This is a genomic window from Streptomyces sp. NPDC052114, assembly GCF_040680155.1.
GTDB lineage: Bacteria > Actinomycetota > Actinomycetes > Streptomycetales > Streptomycetaceae > Streptomyces.
In genome coordinates, this window is sequence record NZ_JBFAWC010000012.1 from 147,481 (window position 1) to 173,996 (window position 26,516).

24 protein-coding genes are annotated in these 26,516 nt (G+C 71.4%); 21 read left to right on the forward strand and 3 right to left on the reverse strand.

Features of this window, described 5'->3' with window-relative positions; all coding sequences use genetic code 11:
• Window positions 1-26: 26 nt before the first annotated feature.
• Window positions 27-2,225: an elongation factor G-like protein EF-G2 gene (locus AB0L89_RS26450; protein ID WP_365145598.1), complete on the reverse strand. Its 2,199-nt coding sequence runs from the start codon at window positions 2,223-2,225 to the stop codon at window positions 27-29.
• 258 nt (window positions 2,226-2,483) lie between these two features.
• Between AB0L89_RS26450 and pgsA the strand changes: the two genes are divergently transcribed.
• The 18 genes from pgsA (at window position 2,484) to AB0L89_RS26540 (ending at window position 21,098) form a co-directional block, all read left to right on the forward strand.
• Window positions 2,484-3,152 carry a phosphatidylinositol phosphate synthase gene (gene pgsA / locus AB0L89_RS26455; RefSeq protein WP_365145601.1) on the forward strand — a complete coding sequence of 223 codons (669 nt, stop codon included), beginning with the start codon at window positions 2,484-2,486 and terminating at the stop codon, window positions 3,150-3,152.
• On the forward strand, window positions 3,149-4,102 hold the full coding sequence (locus tag AB0L89_RS26460; protein ID WP_365145604.1) for a phosphatidylinositol mannoside acyltransferase: 954 nt from the start codon (window positions 3,149-3,151) through the stop codon (window positions 4,100-4,102). The genes pgsA and AB0L89_RS26460 overlap by 4 nt, the downstream gene beginning before the upstream one ends.
• Window positions 4,099-5,259, forward strand: coding sequence for a glycosyltransferase family 4 protein (locus tag AB0L89_RS26465; protein ID WP_365145607.1), 1,161 nt, complete (start codon window positions 4,099-4,101; stop codon window positions 5,257-5,259). The genes AB0L89_RS26460 and AB0L89_RS26465 overlap by 4 nt, the downstream gene beginning before the upstream one ends.
• A 65-nt stretch (window positions 5,260-5,324) precedes the next feature.
• On the forward strand, window positions 5,325-5,870 hold the full coding sequence (locus tag AB0L89_RS26470; protein WP_365145610.1) for a hypothetical protein: 546 nt from the start codon (window positions 5,325-5,327) through the stop codon (window positions 5,868-5,870).
• 323 nt (window positions 5,871-6,193) lie between these two features.
• On the forward strand, window positions 6,194-7,108 hold the full coding sequence (pdxS, locus tag AB0L89_RS26475; protein WP_365145613.1) for a pyridoxal 5'-phosphate synthase lyase subunit PdxS: 915 nt from the start codon (window positions 6,194-6,196) through the stop codon (window positions 7,106-7,108).
• A complete protein-coding gene (gene pdxT / locus AB0L89_RS26480) occupies window positions 7,108-7,713 on the forward strand; it encodes a pyridoxal 5'-phosphate synthase glutaminase subunit PdxT (protein WP_365145616.1) in 606 nt (201 codons plus the stop codon). Before pdxS ends, pdxT begins: the two co-directional genes overlap by 1 nt.
• An 80-nt stretch (window positions 7,714-7,793) precedes the next feature.
• Entirely contained in the window at window positions 7,794-8,546 is a 753-nt protein-coding gene (locus tag AB0L89_RS26485; protein ID WP_365145619.1) for a YebC/PmpR family DNA-binding transcriptional regulator, read from the forward strand.
• 130 nt (window positions 8,547-8,676) lie between these two features.
• On the forward strand, window positions 8,677-9,297 hold the full coding sequence (gene ruvC, locus AB0L89_RS26490; protein ID WP_365145622.1) for a crossover junction endodeoxyribonuclease RuvC: 621 nt from the start codon (window positions 8,677-8,679) through the stop codon (window positions 9,295-9,297).
• Window positions 9,294-9,905, forward strand: coding sequence for a Holliday junction branch migration protein RuvA (gene ruvA / locus AB0L89_RS26495; protein WP_365145625.1), 612 nt, complete (start codon window positions 9,294-9,296; stop codon window positions 9,903-9,905). The genes ruvC and ruvA overlap by 4 nt, the downstream gene beginning before the upstream one ends.
• 56 nt (window positions 9,906-9,961) lie before the next feature.
• Entirely contained in the window at window positions 9,962-11,044 is a 1,083-nt protein-coding gene (gene ruvB / locus AB0L89_RS26500) for a Holliday junction branch migration DNA helicase RuvB (RefSeq protein ID WP_365145628.1), read from the forward strand.
• 230 nt (window positions 11,045-11,274) lie between these two features.
• Window positions 11,275-11,733: a preprotein translocase subunit YajC gene (gene yajC / locus AB0L89_RS26505; protein ID WP_365145631.1), complete on the forward strand. Its 459-nt coding sequence runs from the start codon at window positions 11,275-11,277 to the stop codon at window positions 11,731-11,733.
• Between the two features lie 165 nt (window positions 11,734-11,898).
• Entirely contained in the window at window positions 11,899-13,662 is a 1,764-nt protein-coding gene (gene secD, locus AB0L89_RS26510) for a protein translocase subunit SecD (protein ID WP_365145634.1), read from the forward strand.
• A gap of 1 nt (window position 13,663) precedes the next feature.
• Window positions 13,664-14,788, forward strand: a complete 1,125-nt coding sequence (secF, locus tag AB0L89_RS26515) for a protein translocase subunit SecF (protein ID WP_365145637.1) — start codon at window positions 13,664-13,666, stop codon at window positions 14,786-14,788.
• Window positions 14,785-15,333, forward strand: a complete 549-nt coding sequence (locus tag AB0L89_RS26520; protein WP_365145640.1) for an adenine phosphoribosyltransferase — start codon at window positions 14,785-14,787, stop codon at window positions 15,331-15,333. Before secF ends, AB0L89_RS26520 begins: the two co-directional genes overlap by 4 nt.
• 313 nt (window positions 15,334-15,646) lie before the next feature.
• Complete coding sequence (locus tag AB0L89_RS26525) at window positions 15,647-18,187, forward strand: RelA/SpoT family protein (protein WP_365145643.1); 2,541 nt, start codon at window positions 15,647-15,649, stop codon at window positions 18,185-18,187.
• Between the two features lie 38 nt (window positions 18,188-18,225).
• Entirely contained in the window at window positions 18,226-19,566 is a 1,341-nt protein-coding gene (locus AB0L89_RS26530; protein WP_365145646.1) for a serine/threonine-protein kinase, read from the forward strand.
• A complete protein-coding gene (locus tag AB0L89_RS26535; protein ID WP_365145648.1) occupies window positions 19,559-19,975 on the forward strand; it encodes a hypothetical protein in 417 nt (138 codons plus the stop codon). The genes AB0L89_RS26530 and AB0L89_RS26535 overlap by 8 nt, the downstream gene beginning before the upstream one ends.
• Window positions 19,959-21,098: a caspase family protein gene (locus AB0L89_RS26540; RefSeq protein ID WP_365145651.1), complete on the forward strand. Its 1,140-nt coding sequence runs from the start codon at window positions 19,959-19,961 to the stop codon at window positions 21,096-21,098. Before AB0L89_RS26535 ends, AB0L89_RS26540 begins: the two co-directional genes overlap by 17 nt.
• A gap of 68 nt (window positions 21,099-21,166) precedes the next feature.
• Here AB0L89_RS26540 and AB0L89_RS26545 read toward each other — a convergent pair whose 3' ends face one another.
• Together AB0L89_RS26545 and AB0L89_RS26550 are read right to left on the reverse strand one after the other, a co-directional pair.
• Window positions 21,167-22,399: a DUF349 domain-containing protein gene (locus AB0L89_RS26545; RefSeq protein WP_365145654.1), complete on the reverse strand. Its 1,233-nt coding sequence runs from the start codon at window positions 22,397-22,399 to the stop codon at window positions 21,167-21,169.
• Window positions 22,400-22,533: 134 nt separating this feature from the next.
• Complete coding sequence (locus AB0L89_RS26550) at window positions 22,534-23,358, reverse strand: peptidylprolyl isomerase (protein WP_365145657.1); 825 nt, start codon at window positions 23,356-23,358, stop codon at window positions 22,534-22,536.
• A gap of 175 nt (window positions 23,359-23,533) precedes the next feature.
• Between AB0L89_RS26550 and AB0L89_RS26555 the strand changes: the two genes are divergently transcribed.
• The 3 genes from AB0L89_RS26555 to AB0L89_RS26565 all read left to right on the forward strand — a co-directional run bounded on the left by AB0L89_RS26555 (window position 23,534) and on the right by AB0L89_RS26565 (window position 26,446).
• Window positions 23,534-24,247 carry an MBL fold metallo-hydrolase gene (locus AB0L89_RS26555; protein ID WP_365145660.1) on the forward strand — a complete coding sequence of 238 codons (714 nt, stop codon included), beginning with the start codon at window positions 23,534-23,536 and terminating at the stop codon, window positions 24,245-24,247.
• Window positions 24,248-24,260: 13 nt separating this feature from the next.
• Window positions 24,261-25,523: a histidine--tRNA ligase gene (hisS, locus tag AB0L89_RS26560; protein ID WP_365145663.1), complete on the forward strand. Its 1,263-nt coding sequence runs from the start codon at window positions 24,261-24,263 to the stop codon at window positions 25,521-25,523.
• Window positions 25,524-25,816: 293 nt separating this feature from the next.
• The gene (locus AB0L89_RS26565) at window positions 25,817-26,446 is read left to right on the forward strand and encodes a vitamin K epoxide reductase family protein (RefSeq protein WP_365145666.1); all 630 of its coding nucleotides are present in this window, start codon (window positions 25,817-25,819) and stop codon (window positions 26,444-26,446) included.
• Window positions 26,447-26,516: the final 70 nt, after the last annotated feature.

Genomic DNA, 26,516 nt, shown 5'->3' on the forward strand with positions numbered 1-26,516 from the left:
CGGGCGGCCCGCACCGGACGGTCCAACTAGGCCGTGTCCTGCGCCTGTTCACGGATCTTCTCGGAGAGTTGCGGCGGCATCGGCTCGTGGCGCGCGTAGGAACGGCTGAAACGCGCGGTGCCCTGCGAGAGGGACCGCAGATCCACCGCGTACCGGCCGATCTCTATCTCGGGGACCTCGGCCCGCACGAGCGTGCGTCCGCCGGGTGCCTGCTCGGTGCCGACCACCCGGCCGCGCCGGCCGGACAGATCGCTGAGGACCGCCCCGACATGGTCGTCACCGACCAACACCTGTACCTCGGCGACCGGTTCGAGCAGATGGATCCTCGCCCCGGCCGCCGCCTCGCGCAGCGCGAGCGCGCCCGCCGTCTGGAACGCGGCGTCGGAGGAGTCCACCGAGTGCGCCTTGCCGTCCAGGAGCGTGACGCGTACGTCGATGAGCGCGTACCCGGCGGCGACCCCCTTCGTCGCCTGCGCGCGCACGCCCTTCTCCACGGACGGGATGAACTGCCGCGGCACCGCGCCGCCCACGACCTTGTCGACGAACTCGATGCCGCTGCCGCCGGGCAGCGGCTCGACCTCGATCTCGCAGATCGCGTACTGGCCGTGCCCGCCCGACTGCTTCACATGGCGGCCCCGGCCCGCGGCCCTGCCCGCGAACGTCTCCCGCAGGGAGACCTTGTGCGCCACCACGTCGACCTGCACGCCGTACCGGCTGCGCAGCCGCTCCAGCGCGACGTCGGCGTGCGCCTCGCCCAGGCACCACAGGACCACCTGATGGGTGTCCTGGTTCTGTTCCAGCCGCATCGTCGGGTCCTCGGCGACCAGCCGCGAGAGCCCCTGCGAGAGCTTGTCCTCGTCGGCCTTGCTGTGCGCCTGGATGGCCAGGGGCAGCAGTGGGTCGGGCATGTCCCAGGGCGCCATCAGGAGCGGGTCGTCCTTGCCGGAGAGGGTGTCGCCGGTCTCGGCGCGGCTCAGCTTGGCCACGCACGCCAGATCGCCCGCGACGCACCGGGTGAGCGTGCGCTGCTGCTTGCCGAAGGGGGACGAGAGCGCGCCGACGCGCTCGTCGACGTCGTGGTCCTCGTGGCCCCGGTCGGCCAGACCGTGCCCGGAGACGTGGACGGTCTCGTCGGGGCGCAGGGTGCCGGAGAAGACCCGTACCAGCGAGATCCGGCCCACGTACGGGTCGGACGCCGTCTTGACCACCTCGGCGGCCAGCGGGCCCTCCGGGTCGCAGGACAGCGCGGGCCGCGCGGCGCCGCCCGGCGTGGTCACGGCGGGGGCGGGGTGCTCCAGCGGAGTCGGGAAACCGCCCGTGATCAGCTCCAGGAGCTCGACCGTGCCGATGCCCTGGCGGGCCCCCTCCGCGGCGGGCGCGGCGGCGAGCACGGGATGGAAGATGCCGCGCGCCACGGCGCGCTCCAGGTCCTCCACGAGCGTCTTGAAGTCGATGTCCTCGCCGCCGAGATAGCGGTCCATGAGGGACTCGTCCTCGCTCTCGGCGATGATCCCCTCGATCAGCTGGTTGCGCGCCCGCTCGATCAGCGGCAGCTGGTCGGGGCCCGGCTCGGACTCCTTGCGCTCACCGGAGGCGTAGTCGAATATCCGCTGCGAGAGCAGCCCGATCAGGCCGGTCACCGGGGCGTGTCCGTCGGGCCCCTGTTCGCCGTGGAGCGGCAGGTAGAGCGGGAGCACGGCGTCGGGGTCGTCGGCGCCGAACGCCTGCGCGCAGGTGCGGGTCATCTCGGTGAAGTCGGCGCGGGCCGACTCCAGGTGCGTGACCACGATGGCGCGCGGCATGCCGACCGCCGCGCACTCCTCCCACACCATGCGGGTCGCGCCGTCCACGCCGTCCGCCGCCGAGACGACGAAAAGGGCCGCGTCCGCGGCGCGCAGACCGGCCCTGAGCTCCCCGACGAAATCGGCATAGCCGGGGGTGTCGAGTAGATTGATCTTGAAGCCGCCCCATTCGACGGGGACCAGGGACAGCTGCACCGAGCGCTGCTGCCGGTGCTCGATGTCGTCGTAGTCGGAGACGGCCGTGCCGTCCTCCACCCGGCCGGCGCGGTTCACCGCTCCCGCGGTCAGCGCGAGGGCCTCCACCAGGGTCGTCTTGCCCGATCCGCTGTGGCCGACCAGCACCACATTCCGTACGGACGCGGGGTGGTCGGCCGATGTCGCCCTGCCGGCGGCTCCGGGGTGTGCGTTCGCCTTGTCGCCCATGCCTTGGCCTCCCGGTTACGTGCACGGTGAGGAGGCTCAGCCCCCTCGGGGATGCTGGCTGCTCGCGGACACGCGGGGCCGGGTGCGGGGCGGCTCCGGCGGCGCCCGTGGTGGTTCCGAGCTTTCCACTCGGGTCACTCTGCGTCCATACGTCGTACGCGAACGTGAGGGCGCGAGCCGGTGCGTCAAGGGCGTGACTACGATGGGCCAGCCGGTGGCCAACGGGGCCGCGCGGCGCACCGACCCCTCGGGAAGGCCATGCTGAACAAGTACGCGCGTGCATTCTTCACGCGTGTCCTCACACCGTTCGCCGCGTTTCTCATCCGCCGCGGGGTCAGCCCCGACGCGGTCACCTTCATCGGCACGGCCGGTGTGGTGGCGGGAGCGCTGGTCTTCTTTCCCCGGGGCGAGTTCTTCTGGGGCACGATCGTCATCACGCTGTTCGTCTTCTCGGACCTCGTCGACGGCAACATGGCCCGTCAGCTGGGCCGCTCCAGCCGCTGGGGCGCCTTCCTGGACTCCACGCTCGACCGGGTGGCGGACGGCGCGATCTTCGGCGGTTTCGCCCTCTGGTACGCCGGCTCCGGCGACGACAACATCCTGTGCGCCGTCTCCATCTTCTGCCTGGCCAGCGGCCAGGTGGTCTCGTACACCAAGGCGCGCGGCGAGGCGATCGGCCTGCCCGTCGCGGTCAACGGCCTGGTGGAGCGCGCCGAGCGGCTGGTGATCTCGCTGGTCGCCGCCGGACTCGCCGGGCTCCACGCGTTCGGCGTACCGGGCATCGACATCCTGCTGCCCGTCGCCCTGTGGATCGTCGCGGTCGGCAGCCTGGTCACCCTCGTCCAGCGGGTCGTGACGGTGCGCCGCGAGTCCGCGGAGGCGGACGCCGCGGCCGCCGGGGCGCCGGAGAGCGAGACGGCGAAGTGAAGGACCGACTCACCGACGCGCTGTACGGGCTCGGCTGGAGCACCGTCAAGAAGCTCCCCGAGCCGGTCGCCGAGCGGCTCGGCAGGACCATCGCCGACACCGCCTGGAAGAAGCGCGGCAAGGGCGTGCTGCGCCTGGAGTCCAACCTCGCGCGCGTGGTGCCCGACGCGAGCCCGCAGCGGCTCGCCGAGCTCTCCCGGGCGGGCATGCGCTCCTACCTGCGCTACTGGATGGAGTCCTTCCGGCTGCCGTCCTGGAGCAGGGAACGGGTCAGGGACGGCTTCGACGTCAAGGACGTCCACCACCTCACCGACGGGCTCGCCGCCGGAAAGGGCGTGATCCTCGCCCTGCCGCACCTGGGCAACTGGGACCTCGCGGGCGCCTGGGTCACCACCAAGCTGGAGACCCCGTTCACCACGGTGGCCGAGCGCCTCAAGCCCGAATCGCTGTACGACCGCTTCGTCGCCTACCGCGAGAGCCTCGGCATGGAGGTCCTGCCGCACACCGGCGGTTCCGCCTTCGGCACGCTGGCGCGGCGCCTGCGCGCGGGCGGCCTCGTCTGTCTCGTCGCGGACCGCGACCTGTCCGCCTCCGGGGTCGAGGTCAAGTTCTTCGGGGACACCGCGCGGATGCCCGCGGGGCCCGCGATCCTCGCCCAGCAGACCGGCGCGTTGCTGCTCCCCGTGACCCTCTGGTACGACGACTCTCCCGTCATGAAGGGCCGCGTCCACCCGCCTGTCGACGTCCCCGAGACAGGTACCAGGGCGGAGAAGACGTCTGTCATGACGCAGGCGCTGGCCGACGCCTTCGCCACCGGTATCGCCGACCACCCGGAGGACTGGCACATGCTGCAGCGTCTGTGGCTCGCCGACCTGGAGCCCCGCTCCGAGGACCCGCCCGCCGAGCCCGCCGCTCCCGAGGGCCGTCCGGCCGCCGAGGGGCAGTCGTGAGGATCGGCATCGTCTGCCCGTACTCGTGGGACGTGCCGGGCGGCGTCCAGTTCCACATCCGCGATCTGGCGGAGCACCTCATCCGCCTGGGGCACGAGGTCTCCGTCCTCGCCCCGGCCGACGACGAGACCCCCCTGCCGCCGTACGTCGTGTCGGCGGGACGCGCCGTTCCCGTGCCGTACAACGGCTCCGTGGCCCGGCTCAACTTCGGGTTCCTCTCGGCCGCGCGGGTGCGCCGCTGGCTGCACGACGGCACCTTCGACGTCATCCACATCCACGAACCGGCCTCGCCCTCGCTGGGCCTGCTCAGCTGCTGGGCCGCGCAGGGCCCGATCGTGGCGACGTTCCACACGTCCAACCCGCGCTCCCGGGCGATGATCGCCGCGTATCCGATCCTCCAGCCCGCCCTGGAGAAGATCAGCGCGCGCATCGCCGTCAGCGAGTACGCGCGCCGCACCCTCGTCGAGCACCTCGGCGGCGACGCGGTCGTCATCCCGAACGGCGTCGACGTCGACTTCTTCGCCAAGGCCGAGCCCCGGCCCGAGTGGCAGGGCGAGACGATCGGCTTCATCGGGCGCATCGACGAGCCCCGCAAGGGCCTCCCGGTGCTCATGAAGGCGCTGCCGCGGATCTTCGCCGAGCGGCCCAACGCCCGGCTGCTGGTCGCGGGCCGCGGCGACGAGGAGGAGGCGGTCGCCTCGCTCCCCGCCGCACTGCGCTCCCGCGTGGAGTTCCTCGGCATGGTCAGCGACGAGGACAAGGCACGGCTGCTGCGCAGCGTCGATCTGTACGTCGCGCCGAACACCGGCGGCGAGAGCTTCGGCATCATCCTCGTCGAGGCGATGTCCGCGGGCGCGCCCGTGCTCGCCAGCGATCTGGACGCCTTCGCCCAAGTGCTCGACCAGGGGGCGGCGGGCGACCTGTTCGGCAACGAGGACGCCGAGTCGCTCGCCAAGGCGGCGGTGCGCCTGCTGGCCGACCCCGAGCGCCGCGAGGGCCTGCGCGAGCGCGGCAGCCTGCACGTGCGGCGCTTCGACTGGGCGACGGTCGGCGCGGACATCCTCGCGGTGTACGAGACGGTCACGGACGGCGCGGCCTCGGTCGCGGCCGACGAACGGAGCGGGCTGCGGGCGCGGTTCGGGCTCGCCAGGGACTGACGCCCTGACCGCTCCCGGCGCCCGGCGGTGATCGGGGCCCCGCGAGGGGACTAGCCTGTGGGCCCGTGACCTCCACTTTGATCTGGATCGCGGTGGCCCTCTTCGCGATCGGCCTCTACCTGAGCTGGACCGCCGGACGCCTCGACCGGCTCCACGCCCGCATCGACGCCGCCCGCGCCGCCCTCGACGCGCAGTTGCTGCGCCGCGCCTCGGTCGCCCAGGAGCTGGCCACCTCAGGAGTGCTCGACCCCGCCGCCTCGATCGTGCTCTACGAAGCGGCGCACGCGGCCCGGCAGGCGGAGGAGGAACAGCGCGAGGTCGCCGAGAGCGAGCTCAGCCAGGCACTGCGGGCCATCTTCGGCGAGGCCCAGCAGGTCGAGGCGGTCCGGGAGGCCCCGGGCGGCGACGAGGCGGCGAGCGAGCTGGCCGCGGCCGTGCGCCGGGTGCCGATGGCCCGGCGCTTCCACAACGACGCCGTGCGCGCCGCCCGCGCGCTGCGCCGCCACCGCAAGGTCCGCTGGTTCCGGCTCGCCGGACACGCGCCCTTCCCGATGGCCTTCGAGATGGACGACGAACCGCCGGTGGCGCTGGCGGACCGGGCTACGGCCTAGGGGTCGGGGGAGGGGCCGGGCGGGGGTGTCCGGCCTACGGGCCGTGCGGGGGGCTGTTCGGCGGACGGCGGGCGGCCTGCCGCGCGGAGGGACCGTCCGGTGTTCGGCCGCCCGCAATGCGGCCCTCGATCCGCCTGGAATACGGCCCTCCACCTGCCCGGAGCCCCGTCGTCGGCCCGCCCCGTCGGCAGCCGGCACCGCGCTGACCTGGGACGCCCCGGAAAAATGAGCCACCGGTCGTCCATTGGCCCTTGCTGTGGCCTGGTCGCCGGGAGTTTCCTCGGAGTTGCCGACAACGTCTTTCACCGAGTGAGGTCACCTCCGTGTCCAGCACCCCCTCCAGCAGCAACCCGACGCCCGAGACCGGCACCGCGCGCGTGAAGCGCGGCATGGCCGAGCAGCTCAAGGGCGGCGTGATCATGGACGTCGTCAACGCCGAGCAGGCGAAGATAGCCGAGGACGCCGGCGCCGTCGCCGTCATGGCGCTGGAGCGCGTGCCCGCCGACATCCGCAAGGACGGCGGCGTGGCCCGGATGTCCGACCCGAACATGATCGAGGAGATCATCGGGGCCGTCTCGATCCCGGTCATGGCCAAGTCCCGCATCGGTCACTTCGTCGAGGCCCAGGTCCTGCAGTCGCTCGGCGTCGACTACATCGACGAGTCCGAGGTCCTCACCCCGGCCGACGAGGTCAACCACAGCGACAAGTTCGCCTTCACGACCCCCTTCGTCTGTGGCGCCACCAACCTGGGCGAGGCCCTGCGCCGCATCGCCGAGGGCGCGGCCATGATCCGTTCCAAGGGCGAGGCCGGCACCGGCAACGTCGTCGAGGCCGTCCGCCACCTGCGCCAGATCAAGAACGAGATCGCCAAGCTGCGCGGCTTCGACAACAACGAGCTGTACGCCGCCGCCAAGGAGCTGCGCGCCCCCTACGAGCTGGTCAAGGAGACCGCCGAGCTCGGCAAGCTGCCGGTGGTCCTCTTCTCCGCGGGCGGCGTCGCCACCCCCGCCGACGCCGCGCTCATGCGCCAGCTCGGCGCCGAGGGCGTCTTCGTCGGCTCCGGCATCTTCAAGTCCGGCGACCCGGCCAAGCGCGCCGCCGCCATCGTGAAGGCCACCACCTTCTACGACGACCCGAAGATCATCGCGGACGCCTCCCGCAACCTCGGCGAGGCCATGGTCGGCATCAACTGCGACACCCTGCCCGAGACCGAGCGCTACGCGAACCGGGGCTGGTGATGACCACTCCCGTCGTGGGCGTCCTCGCCCTCCAGGGGGACGTACGGGAGCACCTCATCGCCCTGGCCGCGGCGGACGCCGTGGCCAGGCCGGTGCGGCGCCCCGAGGAACTCGCCGAGGTGGACGGCCTGGTCATCCCCGGCGGCGAGTCCACCACCATCTCCAAGCTGGCCGCCCTCTTCGGCCTCCTGGAGCCCCTGCGCACCCGCGTGCGCGAGGGTCTGCCGGTCTACGGCACCTGCGCGGGCATGATCATGCTCGCCGACAAGATCCTCGACCCGCGCTCGGGCCAGGAGACGGTGGGCGGCATCGACATGATCGTGCGGCGCAACGCCTTCGGGCGACAGAACGAGTCCTTCGAGGCGGCCGTCGGCGTCAAGGGCGTGGCGGGCGACCCCGTGGAGGGCGTCTTCATCCGGGCACCCTGGGTGGAGTCGATCGGCGCCGAGGTCGACGTGCTCGCCGAGCACGAGGGCCACATCGTCGCCGTACGCCAGGGCAACGCGCTCGCCACGTCGTTCCACCCGGAACTGACGGGCGACCACCGCATCCACGCGCTGTTCGTGGACATGGTGCGGGGGAACGGGCGCGCGGGATCCTTGTAGGATCTCGTGGGATCCCCCCGGGGCCTTAAGGTCTGGGAGAGTTCGTACTGGTTGTTGGGTAACGCGAAGGAGACAGGCAGATGTCCGGCCACTCTAAATGGGCTACGACGAAGCACAAGAAGGCCGTGATCGACGCCAAGCGCGGCAAGCTCTTCGCGAAGATGATCAAGAACATCGAGGTCGCGGCCCGCACGGGCGGCGCCGACGTGTCCGGCAACCCGACGCTCTTCGACGCCATCCAGAAGGCGAAGAAGAGCTCGGTCCCGAACAAGAACATCGACTCGGCGGTCAAGCGCGGTGCCGGTCTCGAGGCGGGCGGCGCCGACTACGAGACGATCATGTACGAGGGCTACGGACCGAACGGTGTCGCGGTGCTCATCGAGTGCCTCACCGACAACCGCAACCGTGCCGCCTCCGACGTCCGCGTCGCCATGACGCGCAACGGCGGCTCGATGGCCGACCCGGGCTCCGTGTCGTACCTGTTCAACCGCAAGGGCGTCGTGATCGTCCCCAAGGGCGAGCTGGGCGAGGACGACGTCCTCGGCGCGGTCCTGGACGCCGGTGCCGAAGAGGTCAACGACCTCGGCGAGACCTTCGAGGTGCTCAGCGAGGCCACCGACCTGGTCGCGGTCCGCTCCGCGCTCCAGGAGGCCGGCATCGACTACGACTCGGCCGAGGCCAACTTCGTCCCGACCATGCAGGTCGAGCTGGACGAAGAGGGCGCCCGCAAGATCTTCAAGCTGATCGACGCGCTGGAGGACAGCGACGACGTGCAGAACGTCTTCGCCAACTTCGACGTCTCCGACGAGGTCATGGCCAAGGTCGACGCGTAGGCGCACGGCCGGGCCGAGCAGACCCGCGCCCCTCGGGGCACGCACGGGCCGACGGGACACACCCCCGTCGGCCCGTCGCGTTGTCAGAGGGACCCGATAGCCTGCACAGACAGGCGATTGGAGGGGCCACGTGCGCGTGTTGGGGGTCGACCCGGGACTCACCCGGTGCGGTGTCGGTGTCGTCGAGGGTGTCGCGGGGCGGCCGTTGACGATGCACGGCGTCGGCGTCGTGCGCACCCCGCCCGACGCGGAGCTCGGCCACCGTCTGGTCGCCATCGAGCAGGGCATCGAGCAGTGGCTCGACGAGCACGACCCCGAAGTCCTCGCGGTCGAGCGCGTGTTCAGCCAGCACAACGTGCGCACGGTGATGGGCACCGCCCAGGCCAGCGCCGTCGCCATGCTCTGCGCCTCGCGCCGGGGCATCCCCGTCGCCCTGCACACGCCCAGCGAGGTCAAGGCCGCCGTCACCGGCGCGGGCCGCGCCGACAAGGCCCAGGTCGGCGCGATGGTCACCCGCATCCTGCGGCTCGACGCGCCGCCCAAGCCCGCCGACGCGGCGGACGCCCTGGCCCTCGCCATCTGCCACATCTGGCGCGCCCCCGCGCAGAACCGCCTCCAGCAGGCCGTCGCCCAGAACCGCCTCCAGCAGGCCGTGGCGCGGCACGCCGCGAAGACCGCGGCCCGCCCGGCAGCCCACAGAGCCCAGGCAGCCCAGACAGCACCGACAGCCCAGAAAGGCCGTACCCCATGATCGCCTTCGTCAGCGGCCCCGTCGCCGCCCTCGCCCCCGATCTCGCGGTGGTCGAGGTGGGCGGTGTCGGCATGGCCGTCCAGTGCACGCCCAACACCCTCTCCACGCTCCGCGTCGGCCAGCAGGCCAAGCTCGCCACCTCCCTGGTCGTACGGGAGGACTCCCTGACCCTGTACGGCTTCGCGGACGACGACGAGCGCCAGACCTTCGAGCTGCTGCAGACCGCGAGCGGCGTCGGCCCGCGCCTGGCCCAGGCCATGCTCGCCGTGCACAGCCCCGACGCCCTGCGCCGCGCGGTCTCCACCGGCGACGAGAAGGCGCTCACCGCCGTGCCCGGCATCGGCAAGAAGGGCGCCCAGAAGCTCCTCCTGGAGTACAAGGACCGCCTCGGCGAGCCCCTCGGCACCGGAGGCCCCGCCATCGGCACCGCCGTCACCGCCGGCTGGCGCGACCAGCTGCACGCCGCGCTCATCGGCCTCGGGTACGCCACGCGCGAGGCCGACGAGGCCGTCGCCGCCGTCACCCCGCAGGCCGAGGCCGCCGAGGGCACGCCGCAGGTGGGCCAGCTCCTCAAGGCCGCGCTCCAGACCCTGAACCGCACCCGCTGACCCTCCCCGCCACCTCCGCTGCCCACCCCCGCACCGATCACCGCGAGGCACACCTCATGAACTGGGACGACACCACCGACGACGCGACCGCCGCACCCGGCGCGGCCGAGCGGCTCGTCGGTGCGTCCGCCGACGGCGAGGACCAGGCGGTCGAGGCCGCCCTGCGCCCCAAGGACCTGGACGAGTTCATCGGCCAGGAGAAGGTCCGCGAGCAGCTCGACCTCGTCCTGAAGGCGGCACGCGCGCGAGGGGCCACCGCCGACCACGTCCTGCTCTCCGGCGCCCCCGGCCTCGGCAAGACCACCCTCTCGATGATCATCGCCGCCGAGATGGGCGCCCCGATCCGCATCACCAGCGGCCCGGCCATCCAGCACGCGGGCGACCTCGCCGCGATCCTCTCCTCCCTCCAGGAGGGCGAGGTCCTCTTCCTCGACGAGATCCACCGGATGTCGCGGCCCGCCGAGGAGATGCTCTACATGGCGATGGAGGACTTCCGCGTCGACGTCATCGTCGGCAAGGGCCCCGGCGCCACCGCCATCCCCCTCGAACTGCCGCCCTTCACCCTGGTCGGCGCCACCACGCGCGCGGGACTGCTGCCCCCGCCGCTGCGCGACCGCTTCGGCTTCACCGCGCACATGGAGTTCTACGAGCCCGCGGAGCTGGAGCGGGTCGTCCACCGCTCCGCGGCGCTGCTCGACGTGGGCATCGACCCGCAGGGCGCCGCCGAGATCGCCGGCCGCTCGCGCGGCACGCCCCGCATCGCCAACCGCCTGCTCCGCCGCGTCCGGGACTACGCCCAGGTCAAGGCCGACGGCGCGATCACCCGTGACATCGCGGGCGCGGCCCTCGCGGTCTACGAGGTGGACGAGCGCGGCCTCGACCGCCTCGACCGGGCCGTCCTGGAGGCCCTGCTCAAGCTCTTCGGCGGCGGTCCCGTCGGCCTGTCCACCCTCGCGGTCGCCGTGGGGGAGGAGCGCGAGACGGTCGAGGAGGTCGCCGAGCCCTTCCTCGTACGCGAGGGGCTGCTCGCCCGCACCCCGCGCGGCCGCGTCGCCACCCCGGCGGCCTGGGCGCACCTGGGGCTCGTGCCCCCGCAAGCCGGGGGCGGAAAGGGACAACAGGACCTGTTCGGGGCGTGACGCGGGCCCATCGGTGGCGCGGGGACGGCGTGATGTCGACGAGAGGGCGGTCGAACAGGTCGGGAACGGCGCGGAGAGTCGCACCGTCAGGAACTGCGGTGCCATGCTGAGCGTTGTTCGTTAGGCGCGGACTCGCTTAGACTCCGCCGATGCCGCCTTTGCGGGCGGCGTGCCCACCCCCATCCACCAGGCCGCTTACCTGCGCGGTCGTGCGAAGGAAACTCCGTCCCGTGAATATCGTGACCCTCCTCCCGTTCATCGTGCTCATCGGGGCCATGTTCCTGATGACCCGGTCTGCCAAGAAGAAGCAGCAGGCCGCCGCGCAGATGCGCAACGAGATGACGCCCGGCACCGGCATCCGCACGATCGGGGGCATGTACGCCACCGTCAAGGAGGTCCACGACGACGCGGTCCTTCTTGAGGTGGCCCCCGGTGTCCACGCGGTTTACGCGAAGAACGCGATCGGCGCCGTCCTCAGCGACGACGAGTACAACCGCATCGTGCACGGCACCGAGGACGACCTGAAGGAAGACACCCCCGTCGTTCCGGACGACGCCTCCTCCCTGACCGAGACCGACGAGCCCGCCGCCGCTTCCGACGACTCGCCCATCGACCTCGGCAAGAAGGACACGGCCGGGGCCGACGACGCGGAGCCGAAGAAGACCGACGGCGAGTCCGACGCGAAGTAGTCACGCCCGGGGCCCGTGGAGCGCGCCGCTCGCGCACCACGGGCGCCGGATCACGTGCATTTCGCGCCGAATCTCGACACCACTTCATGGCCGCCCGCCCGGGTCCACCCGCACCGCAACGGGGACGGACCGGACGCCGGGCGGTTGGACAGGGAGAACGAGAAGGTGGCAGCACCGAAGAAGGGCCGAAGGCAGGGCGCCCAGGCGAAGCCGGGGCGCGCACTGGCCTTCATCCTCATCGCCCTCGTGGCGCTGACCGGGGGAATGTTCCTCTCCGGGCACACCACGCCCCGCTTGGGCATCGACCTCGCCGGCGGCACGAGCATCACGCTCGAGGCGAAGAACGAACCGGGCCAGAAGAACGCGATCAACCCGACCAACATGAACACCGCGGTTGACATCATCAACAACCGCGTCAACGGTCTGGGTGTCTCCGAGGCCGAGGTCCAGACCCAGGGCGACCGCAACATCATCGTGAACATCCCCAAGGGGACGAACGAGAAGCAGGCGCGGGACCAGGTCGGCACGACCGCTCAGCTCTACTTCCGTCCGGTGATCACGCAGACCAGCGGCGCCCCCATGCCCGAGCCGTCCGCCAGCTCGTCCGGCAAGGACAAGGACAAGGACGACAAGGACAAGGCCGGCGACAAGGCCACGGACAAGGCGACCTCCCCTACCGCCACTCCGACCTCCCAGGGCCGTGCCGCCTCCGACGCGCTGAAGGCCGACCCCACGCCGTCCGCGTCGGACAAGGCCAAGGACGACAAGAAGAAGGACGACCCCTCGGCCACCCCGTCCGCCGACCCGGCCACCGCCAAGCTGCAGGAGCAGTTCGCCAAGCTCGACTGCACGGACAAGCAGGCGCGCGCCAAGGCCGGCAAGGGCATCAAGGCGTCCGAGCCCACCATCGCCTGTGGCAAGAGCCCCGACGGCAAGTCGTGGGACAAGTTCATCCTCGGCCCGGCCGAGATCAACGGCAAGGACGTCGACGACGCCCAGGCCGTGATCCAGCAGCAGACCGCCGCCTGGGTCGTCAACATGGAGTTCACGAAGGACGGCTCGAGCAAGTTCTCGAAGATCACGAGCAAGCTCTCGCAGCAGCAGCCTCCGCAGAACCAGTTCGCGATCGTCCTCGACGGTGAGGTGGCCTCGGCCCCCAGCGTCAACACGACCCTGAGCAAGAACGCCGAGATCTCCGGCAGCTTCACGCAGGAGTCGGCCAAGGACCTGGCGAACATCCTGTCCTATGGCGCCCTGCCGCTGACCTTCCACGAGCAGAGCGTCACCACGGTCAGCCCGGCCCTCGGTGGCGAGCAGCTGAAGGCGGGCCTCATCGCGGGCGCCATCGGCCTCGCGCTGGTCGTCATCTACCTGGTGGTCTACTACCGCGGCCTGTCGCTCATCGCCATCGCGAGCCTCCTGGTCTCCGCGGCGCTGACGTACGCGATCATGACGCTGCTCGGCCCGACCATCAAGTTCGCGCTGAACCTCCCTGCGGTGTGCGGTGCGATCGTCGCCATCGGCATCACGGCGGACTCGTTCATCGTGTTCTTCGAACGCGTACGGGACGAGGTCCGCGAGGGACGCACGCTGCGGCCCGCCGTCGAGCGGGGCTGGCCCCGTGCCCGGCGCACCATCCTGGTCTCCGACTTCGTGTCGTTCCTGGCCGCCGCCGTGCTCTTCGTGGTCACGGTCGGCAAGGTGCAGGGCTTCGCGTTCACGCTCGGCCTGACCACGCTCCTCGACGTCGTCGTGGTGTTCTTCTTCACCAAGCCGCTGATGACGATCCTGGCCCGCAAGAAGTTCTTCGCGAACGGCCACAAGTGGTCCGGTCTCGACCCGAAGCGACTGGGCGCCAAGCCTCCGTTGCGCAGGTCCCGCCGCGTCACCGCTCCCACCGCCGGCCCTGTCGACCCGAAGGAGGCGTGAGATGTCGAAGCTCGGCAATCTCGGCGCCAGGCTCTACCGCGGTGAGGTCGGCTACGACTTCGTCGGCAAGCGCAAGATCTGGTACGGCATCTCGATCCTGATCACCATCACGGCCATCGTCGGCCTGGCGGTGCGCGGCCTGAACATGGGCATCGAGTTCGAGGGCGGCGCCGTCTTCAACACGCCGAAGACCAGCGCCTCGGTCTCGAAGGCCGAGGAGGCCGCGGAGAAGGCGTCCGGCCACGACGCGATCGTCCAGAAGCTCGGTGACGACAAGCTCCGCATCCAGATCGCGGGCGTCGACATCAACAAGTCCGACCAGATCAAGAAGGACCTGGCCAAGGACCTGGACGTCAAGGCCGCGGACATCGACGCCGACCTGGTCGGTCCCAGCTGGGGCGAGCAGATCGCCAACAAGGCCTGGCAGGGCCTGGCGATCTTCATGGTCCTCGTGGTGATCTATCTGGCCATCGCCTTCGAATGGCGCATGGCGCTCGCGGCACTGATCGCGCTCATCCACGACATCACCATCACCGTGGGTGTGTACGCGCTCGTCGGCTTCGAGGTCACGCCCGGCACGGTGATCGGTCTGCTGACCATCCTCGGTTACTCGCTCTACGACACCGTGGTGGTCTTCGACAGCTTGAAGGAGCAGTCGAAGGACATCACCAAGCAGACCGCGTACACCTACAGCGAGCTCGCCAACCGCAGCATCAACGGCACCCTGGTGCGCTCCATCAACACCACGGTCGTCGCGCTGCTCCCGGTGGCGGGCCTGCTGTTCATCGGCGGCGGTGTCCTGGGCGCGGGCATGCTCAACGACATCTCGCTGTCGCTGTTCGTCGGCCTCGCGGCCGGTGCGTACTCCTCGATCTTCATCGCCACGCCGCTCGTCGCCGACTTCAAGGAGCGCGAGCCGCAGATGAAGGCCCTCAAGAAGCGGGTGCTCGCCAAGCGCGCGGCGGCCGCGGCGAAGGGCGAGTCGGCGGAGGGGCCCCGGACCGCGGCGGACGACGAGCCGGAGGACACCGTGACCGGTGACGCCGCTCCGGCCGTCGTCGGCCCCCGCTCGCAGCCCGCGTCGCGCAACCGCGGCAAGGGCCGTCCCTCGGGGAAGCGCCGATGACCGAGCTCGCCGGCGTCACGGACCTGCTGCTCAGCCGCATCCGCGACGTCCCGGACTACCCGAAGCCGGGCGTGATGTTCAAGGACATCACCCCGCTGCTCGCGGACCCGGTCGCCTTCAAGGCGCTCACGGAGACGCTGGCCGACCTCAGTGTGCGCCACGGCGCCACGAAGGTCGTCGGTCTGGAGGCCCGCGGATTCATCCTCGGCGCCCCCGTCGCGCTCCACGCCGGGCTCGGCTTCATCCCCGTACGCAAGGCGGGCAAGCTCCCCGGAGCGACGCTGCGCCAGGCCTACGACCTGGAGTACGGCAGCGCCGAGATCGAGGTGCACGCCGAGGACCTGGCCGCGGGCGACCGCGTCATGGTCATCGACGACGTCCTCGCCACCGGCGGCACCGCGGCGGCCTCGCTGGAGCTGATCCGGCGCTCGGGTGCCCAGGTGGCCGGTGTCGCGGTCCTCATGGAGCTCGGCTTCCTCGACGGCCGCAGCAAGCTGGAGCGGGCCCTCGACGGGGCGCCCCTGGAGGCGCTGATCACCGTCTGAGGCCCGTGCGCCGCTCGAAGCGGCGCGCAGGACGGCGCGAGGGGCGTCCCGGTGACCACCGGGACGCCCCTCGTCGTTTCGGCCGGTTCCCGCTCTGGACGCTCTCCGACGGGTGCGCCGGCAGGGGCGCGAGCGGCGTGGGGAGGCCGTCGGGGCGCGCGAGGCGGAGCCGGCGGGAATCGGGCGCACGCCCCTCGCGTTTCTCCAGTACAGAGGCGTCTCACCGGCCGAAGGCGAGCGATGGGCCCAGGATCGATACCATGGGCTCTTCGGGGCCTGACCGGGGGACCCCGATCGCGCACAGGGAGCGCTCTTGCCAGACGAGTCCCAGCCACTCACCGCCGCCAAGGCCGCCCAGCAGGGCAAGGAGCCCTCGGCGGGCTCCGCCGCGCCCGCGAAGAAGGCAGAGGGCCCGCAGGCCGGCACGTCCGCGCAGCGCGCCCAGGGAGAGGTCTCCCGGGGCGACAAACCGGCCGAGCGGCCCCGCCCGGTGCCGCCCGCCGACCACCATCCGACGGCCCCCGCGATCCGGCCCGCCACGGGCCAGCCCGCGCGGTCCGGCTCCTCCAACCGCGTACGGGCCCGTCTCGCCCGGCTCGGCGTGCAGCGCTCCAACCCGTACAACCCGGTCCTGGAGCCGCTCCTTCGCATAGTGCGGAGCAACGACCCCAAGATCGAGACGGCCACGCTCCGCCAGATCGAGCGCGCCTACCAGGTCGCCGAGCGCTGGCACCGCGGCCAGAAGCGCAAGAGCGGCGACCCGTACATCACGCACCCGCTCGCCGTGACGACCATCCTCGCCGAGCTGGGCATGGATCCGGCCACCCTGATGGCCGGCCTGCTCCACGACACGGTCGAGGACACCGAGTACGGCCTGGACACCCTCAAGCGCGACTTCGGCGACCAGGTCGCCCTGCTCGTCGACGGCGTCACCAAGCTGGACAAGGTGAAGTTCGGCGAGGCCGCGCAGGCCGAGACCGTCCGCAAGATGGTCGTCGCCATGGCCAAGGACCCCCGCGTCCTGGTCATCAAGCTCGCCGACCGCCTGCACAACATGCGCACGATGCGCTACCTCAAGCGCGAGAAGCAGGAGAAGAAGGCCCGCGAGACGCTGGAGATCTACGCTCCGCTGGCGCACCGCCTGGGCATGAACACCATCAAGTGGGAGCTGGAGGACCTCGCCTTCGCGATCCTCTACCCCAAGATGTACGACGAGATCGTGCGTCTGGTCGCCGAGCGCGCCCCCAAGCGCGACGAGTACCTCGCCATAGTGACCGACGAGGTCCAGGCCGACCTGCGCGCCGCCCGCATCAAGGCCACCGTCACCGGCCGCCCGAAGCACTACTACAGCGTCTACCAGAAGATGATCGTCCGCGGCCGTGACTTCGCGGAGATCTACGACCTGGTGGGCATCCGCGTCCTCGTCGACACGGTCCGCGACTGCTACGCGGCGCTCGGCACGGTGCACGCGCGATGGAATCCGGTCCCCGGCCGGTTCAAGGACTACATCGCGATGCCCAAGTTCAACATGTACCAGTCGCTGCACACGACGGTGATCGGCCCCAACGGCAAGCCCGTCGAGCTGCAGATCCGCACGTTCGACATGCACCGCCGCGCCGAGTACGGCATCGCCGCGCACTGGAAGTACAAGCAGGAGGCCGTCGCCGGCGCCTCCAAGGTCCGCACCGACGTGCCCAAGAAGGGCGGCGGCAAGGACGACCACCTCAACGACATGGCGTGGCTGCGCCAGCTGCTCGACTGGCAGAAGGAGACCGAGGACCCCAGCGAGTTCCTCGAATCGCTGCGCTTCGACCTGTCGCGCAACGAGGTCTTCGTGTTCACGCCGAAGGGCGACGTCATAGCGCTCCCCGCGGGCGCCACCCCCGTCGACTTCTCGTACGCGGTGCACACCGAGGTCGGCCACCGCACCATAGGGGCGCGGGTCAACGGCCGGCTCGTACCGCTCGAATCGACCCTGGACAACGGCGACCTGGTCGAGGTCTTCACCTCGAAGGCCGCAGGCGCGGGACCGTCCCGCGACTGGCTCGGCTTCGTCAAGTCGCCGCGGGCGCGCAACAAGATCCGTGCCTGGTTCTCCAAGGAGCGCCGCGACGAGGCCATCGAGCAGGGCAAGGACGCCATCGCGCGCGCCATGCGCAAGCAGAACCTGCCGATCCAGCGCATCCTCACCGGCGACTCCCTGGTCACCCTCGCGCACGAGATGCGCTACCCCGACATCTCCTCGCTCTACGCGGCGATCGGCGAGGGCCACGTCACCGCGCAGTCCGTCGTGCAGAAGCTCGTCCAGGCGCTCGGCGGCGAGGAGGCCGCCAACGAGGACATCGCCGAGAGCGCCCCGCCCGCCCGCGGCCGCAGCAAGCGCCGTGCCAAGGCCGACCCGGGCGTCGTGGTCAAGGGCGTCGAGGACGTGTGGGTCAAGCTGGCCCGCTGCTGCACGCCCGTCCCCGGCGACCCCATCATCGGCTTCGTCACGCGCGGCAGCGGAGTATCGGTTCACCGCAACGACTGCGTGAACGTGGACTCGCTCTCGCGCGAGCCCGAGCGGATCCTGGAGGTCGAGTGGGCCCCCACCCAGTCCTCCGTCTTCCTGGTCGCCATCCAGGTCGAGGCGCTGGACCGCTCCCGTCTCCTGTCGGACGTCACGCGCATCCTCTCGGACCAGCACGTGAACATCCTGTCGGCGGCCGTGCAGACCTCCCGCGACCGCGTCGCCACCTCCCGCTTCACCTTCGAGATGGGTGACCCCAAGCACCTGGGACACGTGCTGAAGGCCGTCCGGGGCGTCGAGGGCGTCTATGACGTGTATCGCGTGACCTCGGCGCGCCGCCCGTGAACTAGCCTGACCCCAGGGCGAGTTCACGGGGGGACGGCATGGCGCGGGGCGAACTGGTCGACGGACGCTACCGCTTGGTGGGGCTGCTGGGCCGTGGCGGCATGGGCGAGGTCCACGAGGCCGAGGACACCCAGCTGGGCCGCCGGGTCGCGGTGAAGCTCCTGACCGCCGTCGGCGGCATGGAACCCGGCGGCGAGGAGGTCGACCGGTTCCGGCGCGAGGCCCGCGCGATGGCGCGGATCGAACACCCCGGGGTGGTCACGCTGTACGACAGCGGGCTGCACCGGGGCGTCGCCTATCTGGCGATGCAGATCCTCGACGGCCGCAACCTCGCCCACCTCGTGGGGGCCACCGGCCAGTTGCCGGTGCGGGCCGTCTGCTGGATCGCCCTCGGCATGGCCGAGGCGCTCTCCGCCGCGCACAAGGCCGGGGTGATGCACCGGGACATCAAGCCCTCGAACGTCAGCCTCACCCGCGACGGCCGGATCGTCCTCCACGACTTCGGCCTCGCCCGCCTCGCCGGCGAACGGGCCATCACGGCCACCGGAGTGGTGCTCGGCTCCCCGCAGTTCATGGCGCCCGAGGCCATGAAGGGCGGCCTCGCGGACGCGGCGGCCGACCTGTACGGGCTCGGGGCCTGCATGTACTTCATGCTCACGGGGGAGAGCCCGCTCGGCCCCGCCGTCGACGTCGGGGCCGTCGTCGAGCGGGCGCTCGGCCCCGGCATCCCGCCCCTCGCCGGTCGTACGCCCGGCGCTCCGCCCGAACTGATCGCCCTGGTCGACCGGTTGTGCGCACAGGACCCGGCCCGGCGGCCGCGCGGCGCGTCCGAGGCCGTGGAGGCGCTCGGGTCGCTGTGCGGCGGCGGCCAGGACGTCGTGGCCGAGCGGCTCGCCACGCTCCTGCGCGACCAGGCCGTACGGACGGCCCGTGGCGTACGGCTGCGGAAGGGGCCCGAGTACGCGTGGGACGAGGTCTCGGTGCCGCTCCCGCGCGGCGGCGACTCCCCGCGGCCGGCGCTGCTCGACACCTCGCAGGACCCCGGCTCCGCCCTCGCCCGCGGCGGCGGGCCCCCGACCCTCAGCGACAACACCCGGCGCATGGTGATCGGCAGCATGTCCCGGGAGACCGCCCTGTCCCGGCAGCGCGAGGCGGTCAACCTCGTCCAGCGCGGTGAACTCGAGGCCGCCGCACGGATGCTGGCCGCCGTCGTGCCGGTGTGTGTCGCCCGTCTCGGCCCCGAACATCCGACCACGCTGACGAGCCAGTACTGGCAAGCTGTATGCCTGGCCCGGCTGGACGCCGGACGCGAGGCCCTGGAGCTGCTCGCCCGGGTGAACACCTACGTCGACCGGCGCAAAGGAGCGCGAAGTGACTGACGTCTTTGTGGAGCTGACGGCGGCGGACGGGGACGCGGACACCGAGGACGCCCTGCGGTCCCTGCTGCACTGGCTGCACCGGGACGAGACACTCGACGGCGCCGTGCGCGGCGAGATCGCCGCCGCGGCAGCGCCGGCCGCCGGACACATGGGCACGAGCGGCTTCGACATCCTCCAACTCGCCCTCGGCACCGGCCTGTCCACCGCGTCGCTCGCCGTCTCCCTGCTCCAGTGGCAGCTCGCCCGCAGGCGCGCGCCGGCCCTCGTCCTCAGCAAGGGTGAGCTGCGCGTGGAGGTGACCCCGGAAGGCGCCCGCGACGCCGAGACGCTGCGCCGCGTCGTGGACCTCCTGGACCGGCGGACGGCCGTCACGGCCGGGGACGGGGACCGCGATGGCGGCGCTGCCTGATCCGACGCTGTCGCGGGCCGTGCTCATCGGCACGGCCTCCTACCGCCACCTGCCCCAGCTCTCCGCCGTCGAGACGAACCTGGTGGACCTGGCCGGCGAGCTGTGCGACGCGACCGTCTGGGGCCTGCCCGTGCAGCACTGCGCCGTCGTCGCGGACCCGTCGAGCCCCTCCGCCATGCTCGACCCCGTCCACCGGGCCGCCGACGAGGCCACGGACACCCTGCTCGTGTACTACGCCGGGCACGGCATGCGCGACGCCGACTCCGCCGACCTGTACCTGGCCCTCGGGGAGTCCCGGGAGAACATGGGCTACACCGCCGTCGCCTACCAGCACCTGCGCGCGGGCCTGCGGGCCTCCCGGGCCCGCCGCAAGATCGTCATCCTGGACTGCTGCTTCAGCGGCCGGGCCGCACGGGCCCTCGGCGGCGACGACGTGCTGGCCGCCCAGGCCGCCGTCGACGGCGCGTACGTCCTGACGGCCTCGCCGCGCGACCGGGTGGCCCTCGCCCCCGACGGCGAGCGCTACACCGCCTTCACCGGGGAACTCCTCGGCATCCTGCGCGAGGGCGTGCCCGACGCCCCCGAACTCATCGACCTGGAGACGCTGTACCGCGCCCTGGACGAGCGGCTGCGCGCCAAGAACCGCCCCCTGCCGCAGCGTTCCCAGGAGAACGGCGTCGGCCGGCTGCCCCTGGCCCGCAACCGCGCCCGCTCCGCGCCGAGCACCCCGGCCGGACCCGTCCTGCACGCCGACGTGCGCGCCGCGATGGTCGCCACCGGCCTCAACCTCGCCCGGCTGCTGCGCGCCGAGGGCACCGTCAAGGACGCGCTGCCGGTGCTGCGCCTGGCCCTGGAGGAACAGAGCGTCGAGGGATCCGGTGAACTCCTCGCCGTACAGCTGGAGCTCTCCGAACTGCTCGCCGAGACCGGGCAGAACAAGGAGGCCATCGAGATCCTGGAGTCCGCCTTCCAGCGCGTCCACGACCTGTACGGGCCCGAGGCCGTGCTCGTCTGCCGCCGCCTCGCCGAACTGCTCCAGGAGTCCGGCAACCACATCGAGGCGTGCGAGGTCCTCAAGCACGCCCTGGACATCGCCGAGCACGACCGCGCCGCCGCCCGGTAGCGGGCCGCCGAACGCACGGCGGCCCGGACCGCACGGATGCGGTCCGGGCCGTCAGGCGGGAGAGGGGCTCAGCCGCCGAACTCGTGCAGCCCCTTCAGCGCCTGGTCGAGCAGCGCCTGGCGGCCGTCCAGCTCCTTCTGGAGCTTGTCGGCCTTGGAGGTGTTGCCCGCGGCACGGGCGGTCTCGATCTGGCCCTGGAGCTTGTCCACGGCCGCCTGCAGCTGACCGGTGAGACCCTCGGCACGCGCGCGCGCCTCCGGGTTCGTCCGGCGCCACTCCGCCTCCTCGGACTCCTGAAGCGCCCGCTCCACGGCGTGCATCCGGCCCTCGACCTTCGGACGGGCGTCCCGCGGGACGTGACCGATGGCCTCCCAGCGCTCGTTGATGCCACGGAACGCGGCACGGGCGGCCTTCAGGTCCGTCACCGGGACGAGCTTCTCGGCCTCGGCCGCCAGCTCCTCCTTGAGCTTGAGGTTCTCGCCCTGCTCCGCGTCGCGCTCCGCGAACACCGCGCTGCGCGCCGCGAAGAAGACGTCCTGGGCGCCGCGGAAGCGGTTCCACAGGTCGTCCTCGTGCTCGCGCTGGGCGCGGCCCGCGGCCTTCCAGTCGGCCATCAGCTCGCGGTACCGCGCGGCCGTCGGGCCCCAGTCCGTCGAGTTGGACAGCGCCTCGGCCTCCGAGACCAGCTTCTCCTTGGCCTTGCGGGCCTCCTCGCGCTGGGCGTCCAGCGAGGCGAAGTGCGCCTTGCGGCGCTTGGAGAACGCCGAGCGGGCGTGCGAGAAGCGGTGCCACAGCTCGTCGTCCGACTTGCGGTCGAGCCGCGGCAGGCCCTTCCAGGTGTCCACCAGGGCCCGCAGCCGCTCGCCGGCCGCCCGCCACTGCTCGCTCTGGGCCAGCTCCTCGGCCTCGGTGACCAGGGCCTCCTTGGCGTGCCGCGCCTCGTCGGACTGCTTGGCCTTCTGGACCTTGCGCTCCTCGCGGCGCGCCTCGACGCTCTCCACGAGCTTGTCGAGCCGCTTGCCCAGGGCGTCCAGATCGCCGACGGCGTGCGCCTCGTCCACCTGCTGGCGCAGGTGGTCGATGGCCGTCGTGGCGTCCTTGGCCGACAGGTCGGTCGTCTTCACCCGGCGCTCGAGAAGTCCGATCTCGACGACCAGACCGTCGTACTTGCGCTCGAAGTAAGCGAGGGCCTCAGCGGGAGATCCTGCCTGCCACGAACCGACCACTCGCTCGCCGCCGTCGGCCGTACGCACGTACACGGTCCCCGTCTCGTCGACGCGGCCCCACGGGTCGCTGCTCACAGCGCCTCCTCCACATGATGCCTGCGCAGGGCCTCGGGGCCCCCGGCATCGTCCACAGTTTCGTCACCGCCAACATAGGCGACCGGCGGGGCGGCTGTCCGCATCCCGCGCGACCGAAGTTTGCCCGCCGGCGGTCAGGATTTCGTGACGGTCGCCTTGTCGATGACGACCGTCGCGTTCGGGGCGCCGTCGCCCTGCCCGCTGTTCTCCCCGGCGGCGGCGATCTTCTTGAGTACCTTCATGCCGGATTCGGAAATGGTCCCGAACGGTGTGTAGTCGGGAGGCAGCTGACTGTCCTGGTAGACGAGGAAGAACTGGCTGCCGCCGGTGTCACGGCCCGTCTTCTTCTGGGCGTTGTACTGGTTCGCCATCGCCACCGTGCCCGCCGGGTACACGTTCCCCTTCAGGCGCTTGTCCTTCAGGTTCTCGTCCGGGATCGAGTAGCCGGGGCTGCCCTCGCCGGTGCCCTTGGGGTCACCGCACTGCAGGACGTAGATGCCGCCGGTGGTCAGCCGGTGGCACGTGGTGTGGTCCAGGTAGCCCTTGTTCACCAGGAAGTCGAAGGAGTTGACCGTGTGCGGGGCCTTCGCCGCGTCCAGGTCGAGACCGATGTCGCCGCACGTCGTCTTCAGGTTCATCGTGTAGTCGGCGGACTTGTCGATGCTCAGCGCCGGTTCCTTCTTGAAGCTCAGCGGCTTCACCTTGCCGGGCGCCGCCTTCTCGCACGGGTCCTTCGGCGGAGTGCTGCTGGGCCGCGCGCTCGCGTCGTCCTTGGTGTCGTCCCCGTCGAAGGCCCCCGCCGCGTACGACACCGCGCCGCCCGCCACGACCACCGCGAGTGCGCCCGCGAGCACCGCGTTGCGCATCCGCGCGCGGCGCCGCGCGGCCTCGCGCCGCTGCTGCTGGCGCGCGATCTTCTCCCGGGCGAGCTGCTTGCGCCGCTGTTCCTGGCTGACCACCGGCTCTTCTCCCCTTCTCCCGCGTATGTCTCGGCTGTCCCGTCATACGCTCCGTAGTGCCCCGTACCGTATATGGGTTACCTGTGGATTCGGCAGCGCCGGTAGGCTCTGATCTGCCGCAATCTCCCGCAGGGGACTGCGACGACCGCCACCGGACGACGAACGAAGGACGATCGTGCTCATTGCCGGGTTCCCCGCCGGGGCCTGGGGGACCAACTGCTACCTGGTCGCCCCCGCCGCCGGCGAGGAGTGCGTGATCATCGACCCGGGCCACCAGGCCGCCCAGGGAGTCGAGGACGCACTCAAGAAGCATCGGCTCAAGCCCGTCGCGGTCATCCTCACCCACGGACACATCGACCATGTCGCCTCGGTCGTCCCGGTGTGCGGAGCCCACGACGTGCCCGCATGGATCCACCCCTCCGACCGGTACATGATGAGCGACCCCGAGAAGGCGCTCGGCCGCTCCATCGGCATGCCGCTCATGGGGGAGCTCACGGTGGGGGAGCCCGACGACATGCGCGAGCTGTCCGACGGCACCGACCTGAAGCTGGCGGGCCTCGACTTCTCCGTCGCGCACGCGCCGGGCCATACGAAGGGGTCGGTGACCTTCCGGATGCCCGAGACCCAGGAGATCCCCTCGGTCTTCTTCTCGGGCGATCTGCTCTTCGCCGGCTCCATCGGACGCACCGACCTGCCCGGCGGCAGCCACGCCGAGATCCTCCAGTCGCTGGCCCGTGTGTGCCTGCCGCTCGACGACTCGACCGTGGTGCTGTCCGGCCACGGCCCCCAGACATCCATCGGCCAGGAGCGCGCCACCAACCCGTATCTGCGGCAGGTGGCCGCCGGCCTGGGCGCGGACGAGACGTCCGCCCCGCGACGAGGAATGTGACGAGAGAAATTCCGTGAGCACCTTCAAGGCCCCCAAGGGCACCTACGACCTGCTTCCGCCCGACTCCGCGAAGTACCTGGCGGTGCGCGAGGCGATCGCCGCGCCGCTGCGCAACTCCGGGTACGGCTACATCGAGACGCCCGGTTTCGAGAACGTCGAGCTGTTCGCGCGCGGTGTCGGTGAGTCCACCGACATCGTGACCAAGGAGATGTACGCCTTCACGACCAAGGGCGGCGACGAGCTCGCGCTGCGTCCCGAGGGCACCGCGTCCGTGCTGCGTGCGGCGCTTGAGGGCAACCTCCACAAGGCCGGCAACCTGCCCGTCAAGCTCTGGTACTCGGGCTCCTACTACCGCTACGAGCGCCCGCAGAAGGGCCGGTACAGGCACTTCTCCCAGGTCGGTGCCGAGGCGATCGGTGCCGAGGACCCGGCGCTCGACGCCGAGCTGATCATCCTGGCCGACCAGGCGTACCGCGCCCTCGGCCTGCGGAACTTCCGCATCCTGCTCAACTCCCTCGGCGACAAGGAGTGCCGCCCCGTCTACCGCGCCGCGCTGCAGGACTTCCTGCGCGGGCTCGACCTGGACGAGGAGACGCGTCGACGCATCGACATCAACCCGCTGCGGGTCCTCGACGACAAGCGCGCGGACGTCCAGAAGCAGCTGGTGGGCGCCCCCTCGCTGCGCGACTACCTCTGCGACGCCTGCAAGGCGTACCACGAGCAGGTCCGCGAGCTGGTCACGGCGGCGGGCGTCGCCTTCGAGGACGACGAGAAGCTGGTCCGCGGGCTCGACTACTACACCCGCACCACCTTCGAGTTCGTGCACGACGGCCTCGGCTCGCAGTCCGCGGTGGGCGGCGGCGGCCGCTACGACGGCCTGTCCGAGATGATCGGCGGCCCCTCGCTGCCCTCGGTCGGCTGGGCGCTCGGCGTGGACCGCACGGTCCTCGCGCTGGAGGCGGAGGGCGTCGAGCTCGCGCTGCCCGCGGCCACCAGCGTCTTCGCCGTCCCGCTCGGCGAGGAGGCCCGTCGCGTCCTGTTCGCCAAGGTGACGGAGCTGCGCAAGGCCGGGATCGCGGCGGACTTCTCGTACGGCGGGAAGGGCCTGAAGGGCGCGATGAAGAACGCCAACCGCTCCGGCGCCCGCTTCACCGTCGTCGCCGGCGAGCGCGATCTCGCCGAGGGCGTCGTCCAGCTCAAGGACATGGAGTCCGGCGAGCAGGCGGCCGTCTCCGTGGACGAGATCGTGGCGGAGCTGACGGCGAAGCTGGGCTGACGCGTCGCGAGCGAACACCGGAGGGGCTGGTGAATCCAGCCCCTCCGGTGTTTGAGGAGCGGAGCCCCGGGTGGCGGGGCGGGGAAAGCGAGCCCCTCGCTCGCGCAGCCCCTCGACCGCGAGTTCGGATCCGTGTGCTGTCACGCCGTCGAACCTCGCGCCGGAGCGGGCGCGTCGGGACCACCGTGCGGATCCGCTTATGTCCATCGAACGGTGGGCACACAGGCGCGTGCGGCACAATGTGCGTGCCCGCTGGCCACCACAAGCGACGGAACGGCGTGATGAGCAAAACGATGTCAGCGAAGGACGACGCCTTGGACGAGCACGAGCGGGAGGACGCGCCCCGCGCCGTCGGCGGCAGTCGCGCGCTCGCCCTGCTCCTGGTGATCACGGGTGCGGCCGGTCTGCTCGCCGCCTGGGTGATCACCCTCGACAAGTTCGAGCTCCTGAAGGACCCGAACTTCCAGCCGGGGTGCAGCATCAACCCCATCGTCGCCTGCGGCAGCATCATGAAGAGCGAGCAGGCCGAGGCGTTCGGGTTCCCCAACCCGATGCTGGGCCTGGTCACCTACGGCATCGTGATCTGCGTCGGCATGAGCCTGCTCGCCGGCGCCCGCTTCCCGCGCTGGTACTGGCTCACCTTCAACGCGGGCACGCTCTTCGGCGTCGGATTCTGCACGTGGCTGATGATCCAGTCGCTCTACCACATCAACGCGCTCTGCCTGTGGTGCTGCCTGGCCTGGGTCGCCACGCTCCTGATGTTCTGGTACGTCACGTCCTTCAACATCCGCAAGGGCTTCCTGCCCGCGCCGAACTGGGCCAAGAGCTTCCTCGAGGACTTCACCTGGGCCCTTCCGGTCATGCACATCGGCGTCATCGCGATGCTGATCCTCACGCGGTGGGGCGCGGACCTCTGGGCCTGAGGGCCGGGACCCTCCGACGGGGTCCGAGGGTGCCGGTCCGCCTCCCGGCGGGATTGTCAGTGGGGTGACA